Here is a 17,767-nt window from a genome sequence, read left to right as displayed (position 1 = left end):
TGCTTAATCGCTTAGAACGTTCGTTTTTAAGCAGTAACCATTGAAGTGTAGGGCACTGGCTTTATAACCCGTCTTTTTCTGCCTTGGCGGCCCTGATCATTTCTGAATATCCCCAGCCTTTTACCAGTGCTTTCATGGACATGGTAAGCCGTTTTGTTTTGGTGGCCTCGGTTTTGGCGCTTTCTATCCAGGTGCTGAAGTAGCGTTGATGACCCTTGGTTAATTTATCCCAGCCCGCTTTTGCCTCCTGGTCGTCGTCCAAACAGGCCAGCAGGTCGCCATCAAATGGTTTTTCGGTTTTATCTTCCTGTAACTGTACTTTTACCATCGCACCTTTACGTTTTCCAATGCCCTTTCGCATGCCGGCATTTACAGCCAGAATAAACCGGCCGCCGCCCATGGGCATAATGGCTACGCTTTTTATGGAAAAATTGTCCAATTTACCTTTAACTCGGAACGATTTCTTATTTCCCGGCTTTAATTTCTCCGCCATATCAGCCGGAATTTCAATATAAGTCCAGCCCGTTTTTTCACCCTGCTCGGCAAATTGTAGTAATGTAGTTGTAAAGGATATCATGGTTAATTAGTGTTGCTAATATATTAAAAATTGGCTTTAGTTAATATAAGGGCAGACGGCAGACGGCAAATGGCAGACATGGGTTGATAAGTTGACGAGTTAACAGGTTGACAGGGTAACAAGTTGACAAGGTTGATAAAGGAGGAATGAAGTAAGTGGTAAGAAGTAGAATTATGAAAATAAAAGGGTTGAATATTCTCGTGAGGCTGTATTTCTCCCCTTCCGCCAGTTGGCGGAGCTCACAATAGGCATGGGCCGCTGATAGTCGGGAATTCCGCAATATTACAGCTTGCCTGCCTATTGTCAATTGACCATTGCCAATTGTCCATTGACGTTATAGGAAGTTAGTTGTAGAAGCCGGCAAAACCGTCCTGATCTGTTCTTTGGAAAAGCCCGTCAGGGTTGATTTTAAAATACTTTAATACGTAGTACCATTAACATGGTTACTTTTGCAAACAAACAAAAACACATGCGCGTATATATTGCCCTCATAACGTTGTTTTTGCCGGTGTGGCTGATGGCCCAGGCAGATGTTACCCAACATATCATACCCGGCCGTACCAACAGTAAACAACAGCAACAGAAACCGTATGTGGTACTTATCTCTGTAGATGGCTTGCGGTACGACCTGGTTGATAAATACCACGCCACCCATTTGCAACAACTGCGCGGCCATGGGGTAGCGGCCAAAGCCATGATCCCCTCGTATCCCTCGCTTACCTTTCCCAATCACTATACGCTGGTAACCGGTTTGTATCCTGCCCATCATGGATTGGTTGATAATACTTTTTACGATAAAAAACGAAATGAGATTTATCGCCTCGGCAACCGCAAGGCAGTGGAAGACAGCAGCTGGTATGGCGGTACACCATTATGGGTACTGGCCGAACAACAGCAAATGGTTACCGCCAGTTTTTACTGGGTGGGTGCTGAGTCGGCCATTAAAGGCGTTCGTCCTACTTATTATTACCGCTTTAGCGATTCAATTGAAATGGATACCCGCATTCAGGAAGTAAAAAACTGGTTAACGCTGCCTGCAGACAGGCGGCCCCACCTGGTCACCTTTTATATGCCGCAGGTAGATCATGAAGAACATACCTATGGTCCCGAATCGAAACAGGCGGAAGAAGCCGTACACTTTGTTGATGAAAGCGTTGGTAAAATGGTGCGGATGACCGATTCGCTCAAACTGCCCATAAATTATATTTTAGTGAGCGACCATGGCATGATCACGGCCGACACGGTTCATCAGCTGCTCATGCCTTCGGCCATAGATACTCTTAAATTTAAAGTGCCGGATGGGGATGTGCTGGTGCATTTGTATGCCAATGATGCCAAAGATATACAACCCACCTACGCTGCGTTGAAACAACTGGCGGTTGATTATGATGTGTACCTGGCGAATGATATTCCGGCCCGCTGGCATTACAGTGCCAAAGATGATTATTACCAGCGCATCGGCGATATGCTATTGGTTCCGCACGCTCCCAAATCGTTTAACTTCCGGCGCCGGAAAAGCCTGTTAGGAAAACATGGTTTCGATAATGCCCTTCCCGAAATGCAGGCCACGTTTTATGCCTGGGGACCGGCGTTTAAAAATCAACTGCAGATCCCGGCTTTTGAGAACGTGCATGTGTATCCGTTGGTGGCGCATATTCTGGGATTGAATATTACTGATAAAATAGATGGATCTTTGGATGTGTTAGCCCCGGTGTTGAAAAAGAAGTAAGTTGACGGGGTTGACAAAGTTGACAGCGTTGATAATGTAAATAAGTTTAAAATGCAAGAATCAATTATAATCATAGGAGCGGGGGCAACCGGGTTAATGGCAGCAAGGAAATTATCGGCAGCCGGGTTTGCGGTAACAGTGTTGGAATCGAATGATCGGATAGGTGGCCGCATCCATACCATTCAACCGCCGGGGTTTTTAAAACCCATTGAAGAAGGAGCAGAGTTTATGCATGGCAAACTGCCGCTGACCATGGAGCTGTTGGAAGAAGCAGGCATCCGGTATCAGCCGGTTGGCGGCCATATGCTGCGGGTAAAAAATGGCGAATGGAGCACCCAGGAGGAGTTTATTGAAGGTTGGGATGAATTGATGGACCGCATGGCCAACCTGAAAACCGATCTGACCCTCACGGACTTTCTGCAACAATATTTCAGTGATGAAAAATATGCCCTGCTGCGTCAATCGGCCCAACGTTTTGCCGAAGGCTTTGATGTAGCAGAGCCTTCCGACGTAAGTGTATTTGGACTGCGCGATGAATGGAGCCATGAAGAGGGCGAGCAATTCCGCATTGTTGGTGGCTATTCTCCGCTTATGGAATACCTGAAAAAAGCCAGTATCGCCGATGGCTGTATTGTTCATACTTCCTGCACGGTAAAAACCATTCGCTGGCAATTCCGCCGGGTGGAAGTGATAACTGCCGATGGTCGCGCGTTCACGGCGCAAAAGGCCATCATCACGCTGCCACTGGGCGTTTTGCAGGCAACGCCGGCACACAGCACGGCCATTTCTTTTGAACCGGTTATCAGCGCACAGGTCCAGGCTTTACAACAAATAGGTTTCGGTGCAGTGGTAAAAGTGATCATTCAATTTTCTGAACGTTTTTGGTTGAAGTATAAAGAAGATATCGGTTTTATTTTAAGCGAAGAGGCCATCCGTACCTGGTGGACACATGCCCCCGATACCGACGCCATTCTCACCGGCTGGCTCGGCGGACCAAAATCTGCGCGCTACACAACCGCAGACGACAATACTGTTTTGCAGGATGCCCTGCAATCACTGGCAAACATCTTCTCCATGCCGGTTAACGAAATTCAATCATTGGTAACCGCATCACATATAGCCAGGTGGCAAAACAATCCGGGCAGTTTGGGCGCGTATAGTTATAATAAATTGTTCACTAACGAAGCACGCGCGCTGTTGCATAAACCTGTGCAGGATACTTTATACTTCGCTGGTGAAGGTTTGTACGATGGAAATAATGGAGGAACAGTAGAAGCAGCTTTGCAATCGGCTGTAGATGTAGTTAAGTTGATAGTTTAATGTTCAAAGTTGAAAGTTCTAAGTTGAAAGGGTATCGTAGAATTACTAGCTCAACCAAAAACTTCATTATCCTTCGTAGTTGTTTGGCTATTAATTAACAAGTGGCAAGCATTTTGTTATACAGTGGTCGATTAATTGTTACCTATGAAGAAGATTGGTGAGGCAACCATTCTGATTGTAGCGGATGATATACCTTATGTACCATTTCCCATCCGTTCTTTTTATTGCTGTAGCAGATCAATTGTAATTGAAGAACAATCTTCTTTAAGGAAGAACTATTCTAGGAATAGAGTCTTCTGTAGTCCGCCTATTTTGAATATCCCCCTTTAGAATGTCAGTCAGCTATTGTTTAGCCATTAACGGTATTTCAATGAATATCGCATCAAGTCTTTTGTTTAATCCATACTCCTTACCTCGGGCGTAGCCGCCGGTAGAGAGTCGGCCACCCGGCTTGCTACGCCCAAATGTTTAATTGTATACTTTACAATAAACAGCTTGTTTTTGTATTGATACTACCCTTCGGCTACCAACATGTAAGAGGCTGTCTCGGCACTAAGAGGCAGCCTTCTTTTAAGGCAGAGTGCAGAGGGCAGAGATGAAGGCAGCAGGCCCGCCAACGCCAAGGCTTACGCCTCCGCTAAAGCTTCAGCGACACGCGGACGGCGGACGAGGCAGACGGCAGACATGAAAGACAAAAGGCCTTCCTACTCCGCCAGTACGCCAATTCAGCGTACAAAGCAAACCACATCCTATAAATAAAAAAAGCTGTCCCAACTTTATTGTTGGGGCAGCTTTTCTTTTTATATGGGTGCACTGCGAAGTCTGGCTTAAGTAAAGTTCAATTCATTAACTATTTGCTTAAGAAGCCGTCAATACCAATATAAATGCAGGAGGTGACGAAAGTGATAATCAAAAACACCACGAAGGTGATTAATGCCACATTCTCCGAATTTCTCAAAACGTCGTTGCTGCTGCTATTTGTATTTGCCGGTTTCATAGTTAAATGTTTCCTATATACATTTAAAAAGAATGCCTATTGAGCATCAGTGATTTAGTAGGTTAGAAGTGTGGAAAACTATGACCATTTTGCAAATTGATGTGGAAGAAAACGGCAGACGGCCCGCCTACGCTAAAGCTTGCGCCTCTGCTAAAGCTTCAGCGACACGCGGACGGCGGACGAGGCAGACGGCAAACATTGAAAGCAGGACAGAAGGAGAGATGAAAGGAAGTAGGCCCGCCTACGCCAAGGCTTCGGCAGACGAGGTAGACTGCAGACATTGAAAGGCAGGAAATACAGCTATAAATCACCTCGTTTTCAATAATAAACAGTGTGCTATTAACTGAAATCGCACCGATTTCAGTTTAAAACGGTACTCCACCAACTGAAATCACCTTATTTTCAGTTAGAAACAGTATGCTACCAACTGAAATCACCTTATTTTCAGTTAGAAACAGTATGCTACCAACTGAAATCACCTTATTTTCAGTTAGAAACAGTATGCTACCAACTGAAATCACCTTATTTTCAGTTAGAAACAGTATGCTACCAACTGAAATCACGCCATTTTCAGTTAGAAACAGTACGCCACAAACTGAAAACGCCCTGTTTTCAGTTAGAAACCACCCTCCACAAATTATTAGCACCCCATTTTCAACTAAAAACGATACGCTACAAATTATTAGAACATTGTTTCCAGCTATAAACCGGACCCAAAAACTAACAAACTAAATAACTTAACCTACGAACCTAATAACCTATAAACCAGGCACTTTAGAATCGAAAGCCTCAACCTTTAAACGTTGAACTTTAAACTTGAAACCTGTAACCTGCCTGTTAAGCAAGTTCCAGGTTTCAAGTGACAATAAAATGCCGGTTATAAACCAATATAAGTTTACAACAAACAAAAACGATCAACTAAAGCTTAGCTAACATAACACGCCCGGTGCTCCCGGCATATCCGGGACCAGGCTTTGAGGGGAAGCAGCATTCAGGTGCGGCTTATAAACTACGCAACTCTTCCTCAATCAGGTCGTGGAAAGTGTTCTCCTTATCCATCACCCAATTCGGCAGTTGCTGTGGCTGTATTTTCCAGCTGTCTTGTTCCTTTTGCATGCGAAACAGGATACGGTTACCTCTGTCATCGCTTACATCCACGGTAAATAACCCTTCATTGGATCCGCCCAATTTCCTGAAATTAAACTCCTTCAACCGTCCATTCACTTTCACCAACTTGGTGAAGTGGATATTTTTCTTTACTTCAATTCGCATAGTCCAAAGTATATAACAAGTGAAACACAAAGTTATGAGCAATTCTCATGCTACAATTATAAAAAAACACTAATTAATTTATTTTTTGTCGGCTACACTCCGCTGCCCGCCTGCATTTTACGCGGTCGTTTTTATTTTTAGATCGAACTTAAGCGGAAATAATGTCACCCTGTTTGCTGAATACTTTATTACTCACTTGTAATAAAACGGTTTAGGTAGGCAGTTAGTAAGCGCATAGTTTGTCAGTCATAAATAAACTACTTACTACTAAAAATTAGCTTAAACCAACAATGAACTTTCTGCCGCTTACAGTGTATCATCTGCCTCTTTTGGCTTTCATGTCTGCCGTTTACCCGAAATATCACTGCACTCAAACCCCACTTATTGAAACAGCGTGTTTCTAACCTTCTTATCATGCCCATACACATCTTCCCTGAAGTTCAGGCGCCCTGCATCATCCACCCAGGCGGTATAATAAGTGATAAACACTTCCGCCTTGTCTTTCAGCTTTACCACTTTCTGTTCTTTGGCATTCATGGCTTCTGAGATCCTGGTGGCGTCCCAGTCGGGATCGTTGCGTAAAAGGTACTCGGCCATTTTCTGGGCATCGGCCAGGCGAATGCAACCATGACTGAACGCGCGTTTGGTTTGGTTGAATAAGCTCTTGGCGGGCGTATCATGCAGGTAAATATCAAAGCTGTTGGGAAACAGGAACTTTACCTTGCCCAATGCATTTTTATCTCCAGGCAGCTGCCGGATATCAGGAACACCATCGCCGTCTTTATCGCCCTGGTCTTCCATTTCATTCTCTTCCAGGTAATGTTTGTTCTTTTCTATCTCGGGTAAGATCTCATTGGTCACTATCCGTGGGGGAATATTCCAGTAGGGGGCAAATACAATCTGGTTGATGGTGCCGGTAAACTGGGTAGTGCTGTGCCCGTCCTTGCCCACCACCACATTCATATCAAATTCCTTCTTGCCATTTTCAAATAAGTGTAAAATGAATTCCGGAATATTTATGATAATGAGGGTGCCATTGGGTTGCGAAGGCATCCAACGCATGCGGCCCATGTTTATCAGGATCTGCTCTATGCGGTCGCGCAGGGGAACGTTCATTTCAGCGATCAGCTCCTTGCTCAGCGTGCCGGTGCCTTTCATCCCAAATCGCTCCTGAATGTTTGTTATGGCATCTGCCAGGGTATCGTTGAACAGCCTGGAGGTATCATTGCCTGGCAGGTCCCCGGTCAGTTGCAGGTATTGTTTTATTATGGGAACGTGGGGCGATGATTTGCCTTTCTTCAATGACTTCGCTTCTGCGGGAATAGCAGGCAGGGGGCCGCGTTTATTTAGGTCCACATATTTCTGCAACTGCGCTTTTAACGACTTGTAGCTGGCATTGATGTCTTCATAATATTTGTTGTCCTTATGCTTTTTCGAAAGCAGGGAATCAGCTATTGCAATGGGATCGGCTTTTTTAGCGGGTACGAACCGTTCCAGCTCTTTCCGCTTTACATAACCCTTCTCAAAGTTCCTGGAGGCATATTTAAGCAGGCTATAGGTAAGGCGCAGCTCGGTCTGGCGCATGGTTTTGTCGTTGGCGCTTACGGTAAAACTATCAGTCACCAGGCGATTCATTTGTTTTTCAAGCGTTTTGTTCACCAGTGAGGTATCGCCGGAGGTGGTGAGATAATGATCGAACAGGTTCCAGAATGCCTGGGCTTCTTCGGTAAATCCATCGCTGTTGAACCAGGCATACTGGTAATTGCGGGTATTGTAAAAGCTAATCATGCGGTTGGCCACTGTATCGGCCACATGATGGCGCGCAATAAAATCATCCAGGGAAGAGCTGTCCAGAAACAGATCCGAATACGAGTTGTTTTTTGTTATGCTGAGATCGCGGCTGCTGATATTCTTTGCGGCGGCGGGCCCGCTTTCACTTTCTTCATTTTTGTTGTTATCTGCACTATTTAAACAGCCGGTGAATAGCAGGGTAGTGAATAATAAATAGAAGATGTATCTCATGAATCATTGTTAATGAAATTTTATACCATTAGAATTTTGGGCACTTCTTTTCTAAATTGATAATTATCAATTGAATAAAAACTATGATTAATGCATTCTTTGGCAAAGGGTGTAGAATTGATTCTACACTGTCTGAACTGGGATGGGTGGGATGCGTGGGACGGCTGGGATACACTCCCACCCATCCCATTAATCCCATAAATCCAGGTTCTGACATATCTTTAGAAATCAAAACAAACACATCATATGAGAAAATGTCTGGTTCTCTCTTTCTGCCTGTTCCAGCTATTGACCCTTCGGGCGCAGCAAACACAAAAGCCTCCTTTACACGCTAAAAACTGGCTGGCCATCACCGGCAAACCGCTGGCGGCAACAGCTGGCGCCATGATCTTTCAAAAAGGCGGTAATGCCGTGGATGCGGCCTGCGCCATGATTGCAGCTACCTGCACCATGTGGGATGTGCTGAGTTGGGGCGGCGAAACACAAGCCCTCATTTATAATCCACATACGGGAAAAGTAATAGGCATTAATGCCCTGGGCATGGCGCCTACCGGCGCTACTCCGGCTTATTTTAAAGGTAAAGGGATGAAGTATGTGCCGGAGTATGGTCCGTTGGCGGCGGTAACGCCTGGTACGCCCGGTGGTATTTGCACCATGCTGGCCGAATATGGCACCATGAGCCTGAAAGATGTGTTGGCGCCTGCCATGCAAATGGCGGCCGGTTATCCCATGGAGGCGCAAACCGCCGGCAGTATAGAGCGGGGTAAAAGTTGGATAAAACAATGGCCATATTCAAAAGCGCTCTTTTTAACGCACGCAGGTCAGGAACGCGAAGCGCCGGAAGCGGGGGAGATCTTCAAACAAAACGATCTGCTGGAGACCCTGCGTAAAATGGTAGAATCAGAACAACAGGCTTTAAAAAAAGGCAAGAGCCGCAAAGAGGCGGTCTATGCGGCGTACGCCCGGTTCTACACCGGCGATATCGCCAAAGAATTTGTAAGAGGTTGCCAGGAACAGGGTGGGTTGATTACCGAAGCTGACCTGGCCAAATGGAAAGTGCAGATTGAAGAACCCATGAGTGTTAACTATAAAGGTGTTGAAGTATATAAATTAAAACAATGGACGCAAGGTCCTGCGATGTTGCAGATGCTGAACATCCTGGAAAATTTCGATCTGAAAAGCATGGGCTATAATTCAGCCCGCTATATTCATACGGTAACGCAGGCCATGCAACTGGCTTTTGCCGATCGTGATTTTTATTATGGCGATCCATACTTCGCACCCGAAGAGCCCATGCAGGGATTGTTGTCGAAAGAATACGCAAAGGAGCGCGCCAAACTGATCAACCCGGCTAAAAACCTTACACCGGCTTTGCCTGGCGATCCTTATCCGTTTGAAGGAAAAACAAATCCCTTCACCGGTTATTTACAGCAATGGAGCAGTAACAAACCGTTGGCTTATACCCCGCCCGATGAAAAATATATGGAGAAACTTTGGCTGGGCACTACCTCGGTGGAAGCGGCAGATTCTGCCGGTTGGGTGGTTTCGGTTACGCCAAGCGGCGGCTGGATGCCTGCCTGCATAGCGGGCCGTACCGGAGTGGGTATGAGCCAGCGCATGCAGAGCTTTGTGTTGGATTCGGTATTAGATCCTTTTAATGTACTGGAACCGGGAAAACGCCCTCGTGTAACGCTTACCCCCACACTGGCCCTGAAAGATGGAAAACCGTATTTATCTTTTGCGGTTCAGGGTGGTGATACGCAGGACCAAAACCTGCTGCAGTTCTTTTTAAATGTTACCGAGTTTGGCATGACCGTGCAGCAAGCGGTGGAAGCCCCCAATGTTAATACCAATCAATTGTACCTGTCGTTAGGCGGTGAAGACCGTAAACCCAAACCGGGTTCATTACTGGTGAACAGCAACACGCCCGACTGGATCCGCCATGAGCTGATAATGATGGGTTATAAACTCATGTATGAAGATCGTACAAGTGGACCAGTGAACGCCATCTACTTTGACAGCAGACACGGAACTATGTGGGGCGGTTCAAGTAATCATGGTGAAGATTATGGGGTAGGCTGGTAGCGAAATCGTGGAAAATTGACTACATATCATAATGTTATACATGCAATAGGAACCTATAAAGCACTGGCATAATTTTGTTGTTAATGGTTATATAAAATGCAGATTTTGAGGTGTTGAACAGATGAAGATGAATGTAAAAAGCCATGGATGCCGAATGAATTCAATTCAAAAATAACGCATGGAAGAATAGAGATGTGGTAGCACGCCGGGTGCCTGGGTAGGCATCCGGCTTTTTTTTGCCGGCAACCGGCAATGAATTTCGGGCGGCGCAAGTTAATTATTAACCTCAGCAATCGTGAGTCATTCACGATTCACGATTGCCGATTCAGGACCTTCTATTCGGACTCAAAATGCTTTCTCTTGTAGTACTTTCCCTCTCTGTATCATTAGCCGCCGTATAAGATCCTGTTCCGTATCACCAATATTCAGCAGGTTGCCAATGCGGTCAAGCAGCCGGTCTTCGTCGTCACTGATGTTGCCATCTGCAGCACACAATTCTATGCACCAGGAAAACAGCGCCAGGTTGTTGTTCGAATTAATGATGCTGATCAGGTATTTCAGGTAGATGTCTTCATCGGTAATGGTGTTCTGGTACGATTTGAACTTGCGCATTTCATCCTTGAAGTTGAGCTTCTTTTGCAGACCTATGGAAACGAGTTTGTCGGATATGTTATCCAACTCAGACTCTTCAAATTTCCCGTCCTTCATACAACAATAATAAAACAGGTGACAAATCCCTTCTTCTGGAGCTTTTAGTAATCCGGTATACATAATTTAATATTTTAAGAGAATGTTTCAACTATAATGCCAGCAAGCCGGCTGCCATGTTAATAAAGAAATTTACGAATTTTATAAAAGATTGCCCCGGGGAATTTCCCAATTAACTATATTTACCAAAGCCTTTCCCACTTATCCCATCTTATCCCACTCATCCCAACCATCCCAGTTCTGACAATTTTAAAATACACCCATGACCACCACGCCCCGGAACCGAGATAGCATTACTGAATTTAAGGCCGGCCATTATACAATGGTGAAACAGTTGTATGAAGAGCATTATGCGGCCCTGCTGGATTTTGCCAGGCAGTTAATTATTAATAAGGAAGAAGCCCATCAGATCGTTCAGGAAACATTTATCAGGTTGCTGGGGATGCGCGACAAATTCAATACGCTGGTGGATATTAAAGCCTTCCTGTATATAACGGTACGGAACATCTGTTTGGCCTATATCAGGGCTGATAAAGAAAATGAACCGGGTGGTGACGCTGCCTGGTACGACCTGGCGTTGATAGCAACTACCCGTTTTGAATCGGCTGCCATCAGGGAGAAAGTGTTACATCAAATGCATGAACTCGTGCTGGAATTGCCGGCGCCCGAGCAAATTGTTTTCCGCATGTTATTTTATGATCGCCTTTCTGTGCAGCAGGCGGCGGAAGAATCGGGGCTAACCGCGGTAATGGTAACCCAACGCCGCATAAACGCTATCCGGTTATTACGGGAAAGATTAATTGCGGCTGATCTCTTCTCCATTCCCCTCTTTATATTTTTCGTTGCTGTTTTTTCCGGAGAGAAAACTTTATAGTTCAAAGTTCAGGGTTTAAAGTTTTAAGCGGAACGTAAAACTTTAAACATAAAATTTTAAACTAACAACGATCTGTAAGTCAATAAATATAATGCTATACTTTAATAGATTCCTTACATCTGTTAAATATCTTTTTCTTTCTTTTTTAGATTAAACGTTTGTAAGTTTCAAAACTTTTGTAGTACATTAGGTATTCAATCTGCTGTTAAAATAATCCTGTACAAAGCGAAGACGCGAACGAACAAGTCCAAAAGGCTGCCAGGGAAGTACAATATAATAGGTCAGACGTACCTGTTTAAAATCTTCTGTATTGCTTGTCATTTTACAAAACGGAATGCTCTAACTATAGTAACACATTTCCGCGCCCGTCATGTTACAGTATGCTTAATTGCTGCTGCTGTATGTTTATGTGCCTGGTTGAAAGACTGGTATATAAATCTTAACTATTAAAGCATAAACCTTAAACGAATGGGTGCTGAAACAGACCATATCCTACTACAATTGCTTAAAATGGCTGACCCGCAAGGGTTCAAAGCGTTATTCCAACGGTATTACAAAACCCTGTGCATACAGGCATTCCTGTTATTACAGGACCAGGGCGAAGCGGAAGACCTGGTGCAGGATGTTTTTGTAAAATTCTGGCAGGAGCGCAAATTTGAGATTGTACAACAATCGCTGGGTGCTTACCTAACCACCATGGTGAAACATGCTGCTTTGAATTTGCTGAAGCATAAAAGCAGGGTGAACCGCAAAGAAAAGACTTACCAGGAACGTATTGACATCATTGAAAATACCCACGTAATGGAGATCCAGGAAACCGCTCAAATGGTACAAAGTGTGATTGCCCAGCTGCCTGAGCAATGCAAACGTATCTTTGAACTGGTTTGCGTGGAAGGCAAAAAGTACCAGGAGGCAGCTGTTATTGCCGGTGTAACCGTAAATACGGTTAAAACCCAGCTGCGACGGGCATTTGCAAAACTTCGGGAAAGTCTGCGCGACTATTATTATTTTACCGGCTTGTCACCTGTTTTGTATATTTTATTGTCTTAATATATTTAATACCCCCTGATGTTTTATTTTGCATACTTGCCATGAACAATTATATTGATATGAATGATGTCGAGCAACTCATAATAGATAAACTGACGGGCCAAATTGGTGAGGAGGATGATTTAAGGCTGGAAGAGCTGATTGCCCAACACCAGGAGGTGGAGCAATTGTGGCAGCAGATGCAACAGGTTTATGCCATGCGCAAGGCCGTGAGTTTCGATCAATCATTTAATATGGAGCATGCCTGGGAGGCATTACAGCAAAAAGTAAATATGGTTCAACCGGTTCACGAACCGGTTACAGATACAGTAGCTTTTCCTATCCGCAACAACAATACACACTGGTTGCGCTATAGCATTGCCGCGGCGGTGGCAGGTATTATTTTAGTATCGCTGTTTTTTCTAATCGGCAGCAATCGCAGTAAGATAACTGTTTCAAAAGGCATTCTGATAAAATTAGCGAATGGCAATGTTGTTCATACTTCCACGCAGGATTCTTTAGCCAGATGGATGGGCGAAGTACGCAAAGCAAAAATTGATCCCAGCGCTTTGAATACGGTAATGGTGCCCGCCGGCAAAAGATATAATTTTCAAATGTCCGATGGCAGTAAGGTGTGGATGAATTCGATCTCTACCTTACAATTCCCCATTTTATTTACCGAACCAACACGCAACCTGGAATTAAAAGGCGAAGCCTATTTTAAGGTAGCGCACCAGGCCACACAACCTTTTACGGTGCAGGTGAACGGGTTAACGGTAACTGCACTGGGTACGGAGTTCAATATCAAATCTTATGATAAAGAAGCTACCTACATTTCTTTGGTAACCGGATCTGTGTCGGTACAAAATGCCAAAGGCGAACGTATTATCTTATTACCCGGCGAATGGGTGGTGGCAGAAAACCGCAATAGTCCGCTGCGCAAAGAACTATATGACGAAACCGCTGCATTAGGCTGGATGCAGGGCGTTTACTTTTTCACCAACGAAAAGCTGCAACAGATTGCCGTTGTGGCTGAACGATGGCTCGATATAGATATAGAATTAAAAGATCCCTCCCTGGCCGGCATCCACTTCACCGGCGCCCTCGATCGCAATAAACCACTCAGTCACTTCTTTAGCATGTTAGCTTCTTCCGGGGATATTCGTTATGAAGTCAGGGGGAGTAAGGTGTTTGTTTATCGTAAATAATACTGGCAGACGGCAAACGGCAGACATGAAAACATTTCTGTAATGGCCTAATACCCATTGGCGAAAGCCAATAGGGAAAGGCATGTTTGCCTTCTGCCGTTTGCCGTCTGCCATGAACGCACAACCGTAAATTCCGCAACCAATAAAAATATACGTCCTTCCTGTCACCCGAATCAAAAGTTTGCTTGTCTAAATAGTATAACCGTTCTACAAAAACTAATTGTATTATGAGCTTACCCTCCGGACGTTGTTCCCACAATATCCGGGTAATGAAATTGTTTTGGCCAGCCATTACTATGGTGGTTGTGCTATTCACATTACCCTTATCCTTACTGGCTGTACCCAAGCAGGAGTTCAAAGTAACCCTGCAGGCTAAGCGTACTGAGTTAAGCAGGGTGTTCAATGAAATCCGCCGCCAAACCGGGTTTGTGGTTTTTTACAGCAACGATCTTTTTGACGATAAGGAAAAGATAAATGTAAATTTTATTGAAGCAGGCCTGGATGATGTAATGCGAAGCCTGCTACGCGGCCGGGCACTGGGTTATAAGATCACCGAGAATTTCATTATCATAATAAGGGCGATCGATAAAAGGAAAGATACCAGAGCTATCGTAACGCCACCCGCTATTAGTTCTGCAACAGATACCTTACCTGCCTATAAATTAAAAGGAAAAGTAACCGGCAAAGAGGAGGATGCACCACTGGGAAATGTGTCTGTGGAGAACCTCGATGACCACAAAGGCGTGTTCACCAGCGGCAAGGGCGAGTTTGCCATCAATGCGCAACCGGGTGACAGCATCCGGTTTTCGTACGTGGGAAAATCACCCAAAGTAATAATATATAAAGGCCAGGCTTTTTTGCCGGTTGAACTGGTCAATGAAGAAGAGCGCGTGTTGAGTGAAGTGATTGTTACCGGTTTTCAGAATATAGATAAGAACAAATTTGCCGGCGCTGCTGCCCGCCTGAAAGCCGATGAGATCAAGCTGCAGGGCGTGGCCGATGTTAGCCGCATGCTGGAAGGCAGGGCTGCCGGTGTTAGTATCCAAAACGTGTCAGGCACATTTGGCACCGCACCCAAGATCAGGGTGCGCGGAGCTACTTCTATAAATGGTGATAACAAACCACTATGGGTGGTGGATGGTGTTGTGCTGGAAGACATCGTAAACATCTCCAACGATCAGTTATCAAGTGGCGACCCAACCACATTGTTAGGTTCGGCAGTGGCAGGGTTAAATGCCAACGATATTGAAACCTTCGATATTTTAAAAGATGCCTCGGCAACGGCCTTGTATGGCGCCCGGGCCATGAATGGGGTAGTGGTGATCACTACCAAAAGAGGAAAGGCCGGCCGTTTATCGGTTAATTATACCGGTAATTACAGTACCCAGCTAAAGCCGAATTATAATGATTTCAACATTATGAATTCTGCCCAGCAGATGTCGGTACTGGGCGAGCTGGAACGAAAAGGGATTCTTAGTCCAAATATACTCGATGGAGCCGACAACGGCGTATACGGCAAGATGTACGACCTGATGAACGGCACTAATGGAAACTTTCCGTTGGAAAATACGGCTGAAGCACGCAAGGCTTTTTTAACCCGTTATGCGATGGCCAATACCGATTGGTTCGATGTGTTGTTCCGGAACAATTTTGTGCAGGAGCATTCATTGAGTGTTTCTTCAGGAACAGAAAAATCGCAGTCGTATTTTTCAACCAGTTTTTATGGCGACAATGGCTGGACGATCGCCGACAAGGTAAACCGCTATACGTTGAACTATCGCAACAACTATAAGTTCAACGAACGCATGTCTGCCGGATTTGCCACCGTAGGATCGGTTCGTCAGCAGCGGGCGCCGGGCGCCCTGGCCCGTAACAGCAATCCCGTTGAAGGAAAGTTTGACCGGGATTTTGATATTAACCCCTTTAGCTATGCGCTTAATACCAGCCGTACTATAACGCCTTTCGATCAGAACGGCAACCGGGAATACTTTAGAAGAAATTTCGCACCCTTTAATATCATCAGCGAACTGGAGAACAACTACCTCGATCTGAACCTCATCGATCTCCGCCTGCAGGGCGATGTGTCGTTCAAAATATTCAAAGACCTGAAGTATGAATTTGTAGGCGCTTTTCGCTATGTAAAATCATCCCGCGAACACCAGATCACCGAACACGCGAATATGGCAGAAGCCTATCGCGCTGCCGGTACTTCTACTATCAGAAAGAATAACAAATTCCTGTATCGCGATCCGGATGATCCCGAAGCGCAGCCCGTAGTGGTGTTGCCCTATGGAGGTTTTTACAACCGTACCGAAGATATGTTGCAGAACTACGATTTCCGCAACAGCCTTACCTGGTCAAAGATCCTCAAGGCAAAACATACCATCAATATCCTGGCCGGTCAGCAGGTAAAGTATGCCGACCGCCAGCGTTTCGCCAATACGGGTTACGGCTATCAATACGATAACGGGGGAACCGCTTTTGTTGATTACCGCATTCTGAAACAAACCATAGAAAATAATTTTCCTTATTATGGCATGAGCCGCGATTACGATCGCTTTGTTGCCCTGTATGCTTCGGGTAATTATTCCTATGACGGCAAGTATAATTTTACCAGCACCATCCGCTACGATGGATCCAACAGATTGGGGCAATCGAAAAAAGCCCGCTGGCTGCCCACCTGGAGTGTGGCCGGCTCCTGGAATGTAGAGCAGGAAGCTTTTATGCGGGATGTACACTGGGCCGATTACCTTACCCTGCGTGCCAGTTATGGTTTAACTGCCAGTATGGGGCCCGCTACCAACTCAAGCATTGTACTGAAGAATATCAATACCCGCCGCCCATACCTAAGCGAAGTGGAATCGGTGATCCAGCTGGCCAATCTCGAAAACGCCGATCTTACCTGGGAGAAATTATACACCACCAACCTGGGCGTGGATGCCGGTTTCTTCAAACGCCGCCTCACCATGAGCCTGGATGTATACCGGCGCCGGAGTTTCGATCTTATCAGTCTGATTAAAACATCGGGTATCGGTGGAGAAACGCCTAAGGCCGCCAATTATGCCGATATGGAATCGAAGGGGATGGAATTGTTGGTGGGGGGCGAAGTAATAAAACAAAAGAACTGGGGCTGGAGAGTGAATGCCACGTTTGGCTATAATTCCACCGATATCACCAATGCCCGGAACAATCCGCTTATTTTTGACCTGGTTATTGCTGAAGGTGGAAACCGCCAGGGTTACCCCGTGCGCAGCCTGTTCTCCCTCAATTACAAAGGACTCGATCATCAATCCGGCAAACCCATTTTTATCGATCAAACCGGTAAAACCAGTTCGGATGTTTACCTGCAGGATGACAACATCAGTAACCTCGTATACAACGGACCGGTAGATCCCACCATTACCGGTGGATTATCCAATACCTTCCATTATAAATCATTTTCCCTGAATGTTTTTCTTACGTACCAGGCTGGCAACCGCATCCGGTTGTACCCGGCTTTTCATTCCAACTATTCGGATATGACTGCCATGCCCAGGGAATTTACCGATCGCTGGATTATGCCGGGTGATGAACAATATACCAGTGTGCCTTCCATACTCGATGCTTATTACCTGGCGCAGTTGGGCGGCGCGTACCCTTACAACAATTATAACTATTCAACACAACGGATTGCCAAAGGAGATTTTGTTCGCCTGAAAACGGTATCGCTTACCTGGCAGGTACAAGCTGACTGGATCAAAAAAACAGGCATCAGCAATTTGTTGCTGACTGCATCTGCCATCAATCCCTGGCTGATCTATGCGGATGATAAACTGAAAGGACAGGACCCGGAGTTTTTTAATGCGGGAGGAGTGGCGCAACCTATTCAAAAGCAGATTACGCTTTCGGTAAAAGTGGGGATTTAGAAATGTTGAATATCGAATGTTGAATATTGAATGTTGAAGTG

Annotated in this window: 10 protein-coding genes and 1 pseudogene; 7 read left to right on the top strand and 4 right to left on the bottom strand. The window is 45.3% G+C overall.

Annotated elements, in window-relative coordinates:
* Positions 1 to 61 precede the first annotated feature (61 nt).
* Positions 62 to 577 carry a YdeI/OmpD-associated family protein gene (locus tag NIAKO_RS19355; RefSeq protein ID WP_014220140.1) on the bottom strand — a complete coding sequence of 172 codons (516 nt, stop codon included), beginning with the start codon at positions 575 to 577 and terminating at the stop codon, positions 62 to 64.
* A gap of 469 nt (positions 578 to 1,046) precedes the next feature.
* Between NIAKO_RS19355 and NIAKO_RS19350 the strand changes: the two genes are divergently transcribed.
* Together NIAKO_RS19350 and NIAKO_RS19345 are read left to right on the top strand one after the other, a co-directional pair.
* Positions 1,047 to 2,306, top strand: coding sequence for an alkaline phosphatase family protein (locus tag NIAKO_RS19350; RefSeq protein ID WP_014220139.1), 1,260 nt, complete (start codon positions 1,047 to 1,049; stop codon positions 2,304 to 2,306).
* Positions 2,307 to 2,324: 18 nt separating this feature from the next.
* Positions 2,325 to 3,626 (top strand): annotated as a pseudogene (locus NIAKO_RS19345) (flavin monoamine oxidase family protein); the annotation flags it as partial.
* A gap of 1,999 nt (positions 3,627 to 5,625) precedes the next feature.
* Here NIAKO_RS19345 and NIAKO_RS19335 read toward each other — a convergent pair.
* Both NIAKO_RS19335 and NIAKO_RS19330 read right to left on the bottom strand, forming a co-directional pair.
* A complete protein-coding gene (locus NIAKO_RS19335) occupies positions 5,626 to 5,895 on the bottom strand; it encodes a hypothetical protein (protein ID WP_014220136.1) in 270 nt (89 codons plus the stop codon).
* Between the two features lie 381 nt (positions 5,896 to 6,276).
* Complete coding sequence (locus NIAKO_RS19330; RefSeq protein WP_014220135.1) at positions 6,277 to 7,917, bottom strand: L,D-transpeptidase family protein; 1,641 nt, start codon at positions 7,915 to 7,917, stop codon at positions 6,277 to 6,279.
* Between the two features lie 246 nt (positions 7,918 to 8,163).
* Between NIAKO_RS19330 and NIAKO_RS19325 the strand changes: the two genes are divergently transcribed.
* Positions 8,164 to 10,002, top strand: a complete 1,839-nt coding sequence (locus NIAKO_RS19325; RefSeq protein ID WP_014220134.1) for a gamma-glutamyltransferase family protein — start codon at positions 8,164 to 8,166, stop codon at positions 10,000 to 10,002.
* A 345-nt stretch (positions 10,003 to 10,347) separates the two neighbouring features.
* Here NIAKO_RS19325 and NIAKO_RS19320 read toward each other — a convergent pair whose 3' ends face one another.
* A complete protein-coding gene (locus tag NIAKO_RS19320; RefSeq protein WP_165761262.1) occupies positions 10,348 to 10,710 on the bottom strand; it encodes a tellurite resistance TerB family protein in 363 nt (120 codons plus the stop codon).
* Positions 10,711 to 10,972: 262 nt separating this feature from the next.
* On the opposite strand from NIAKO_RS19320, the gene NIAKO_RS19315 reads away from it, so the two are divergent.
* The 4 genes from NIAKO_RS19315 (at position 10,973) to NIAKO_RS19300 (ending at position 17,726) form a co-directional block, all read left to right on the top strand.
* On the top strand, positions 10,973 to 11,584 hold the full coding sequence (locus NIAKO_RS19315) for an RNA polymerase sigma factor (protein WP_014220132.1): 612 nt from the start codon (positions 10,973 to 10,975) through the stop codon (positions 11,582 to 11,584).
* Positions 11,585 to 12,052: 468 nt separating this feature from the next.
* Positions 12,053 to 12,634 (top strand): RNA polymerase sigma factor, encoded by a 582-nt coding sequence (locus tag NIAKO_RS19310; RefSeq protein ID WP_014220131.1) that lies wholly within the window; start codon positions 12,053 to 12,055, stop codon positions 12,632 to 12,634.
* 59 nt (positions 12,635 to 12,693) lie between these two features.
* Positions 12,694 to 13,821 carry a FecR family protein gene (locus tag NIAKO_RS19305; protein ID WP_014220130.1) on the top strand — a complete coding sequence of 376 codons (1,128 nt, stop codon included), beginning with the start codon at positions 12,694 to 12,696 and terminating at the stop codon, positions 13,819 to 13,821.
* Positions 13,822 to 14,090: 269 nt separating this feature from the next.
* Entirely contained in the window at positions 14,091 to 17,726 is a 3,636-nt protein-coding gene (locus NIAKO_RS19300; protein ID WP_207622392.1) for a SusC/RagA family TonB-linked outer membrane protein, read from the top strand.
* The last annotated feature ends 41 nt before the right edge of the window (positions 17,727 to 17,767 follow it).

This window comes from Niastella koreensis GR20-10 (genome assembly GCF_000246855.1).
Lineage (GTDB): Bacteria > Bacteroidota > Bacteroidia > Chitinophagales > Chitinophagaceae > Niastella > Niastella koreensis.
This window is presented reverse-complemented; position numbering and strand designations above follow the sequence as displayed.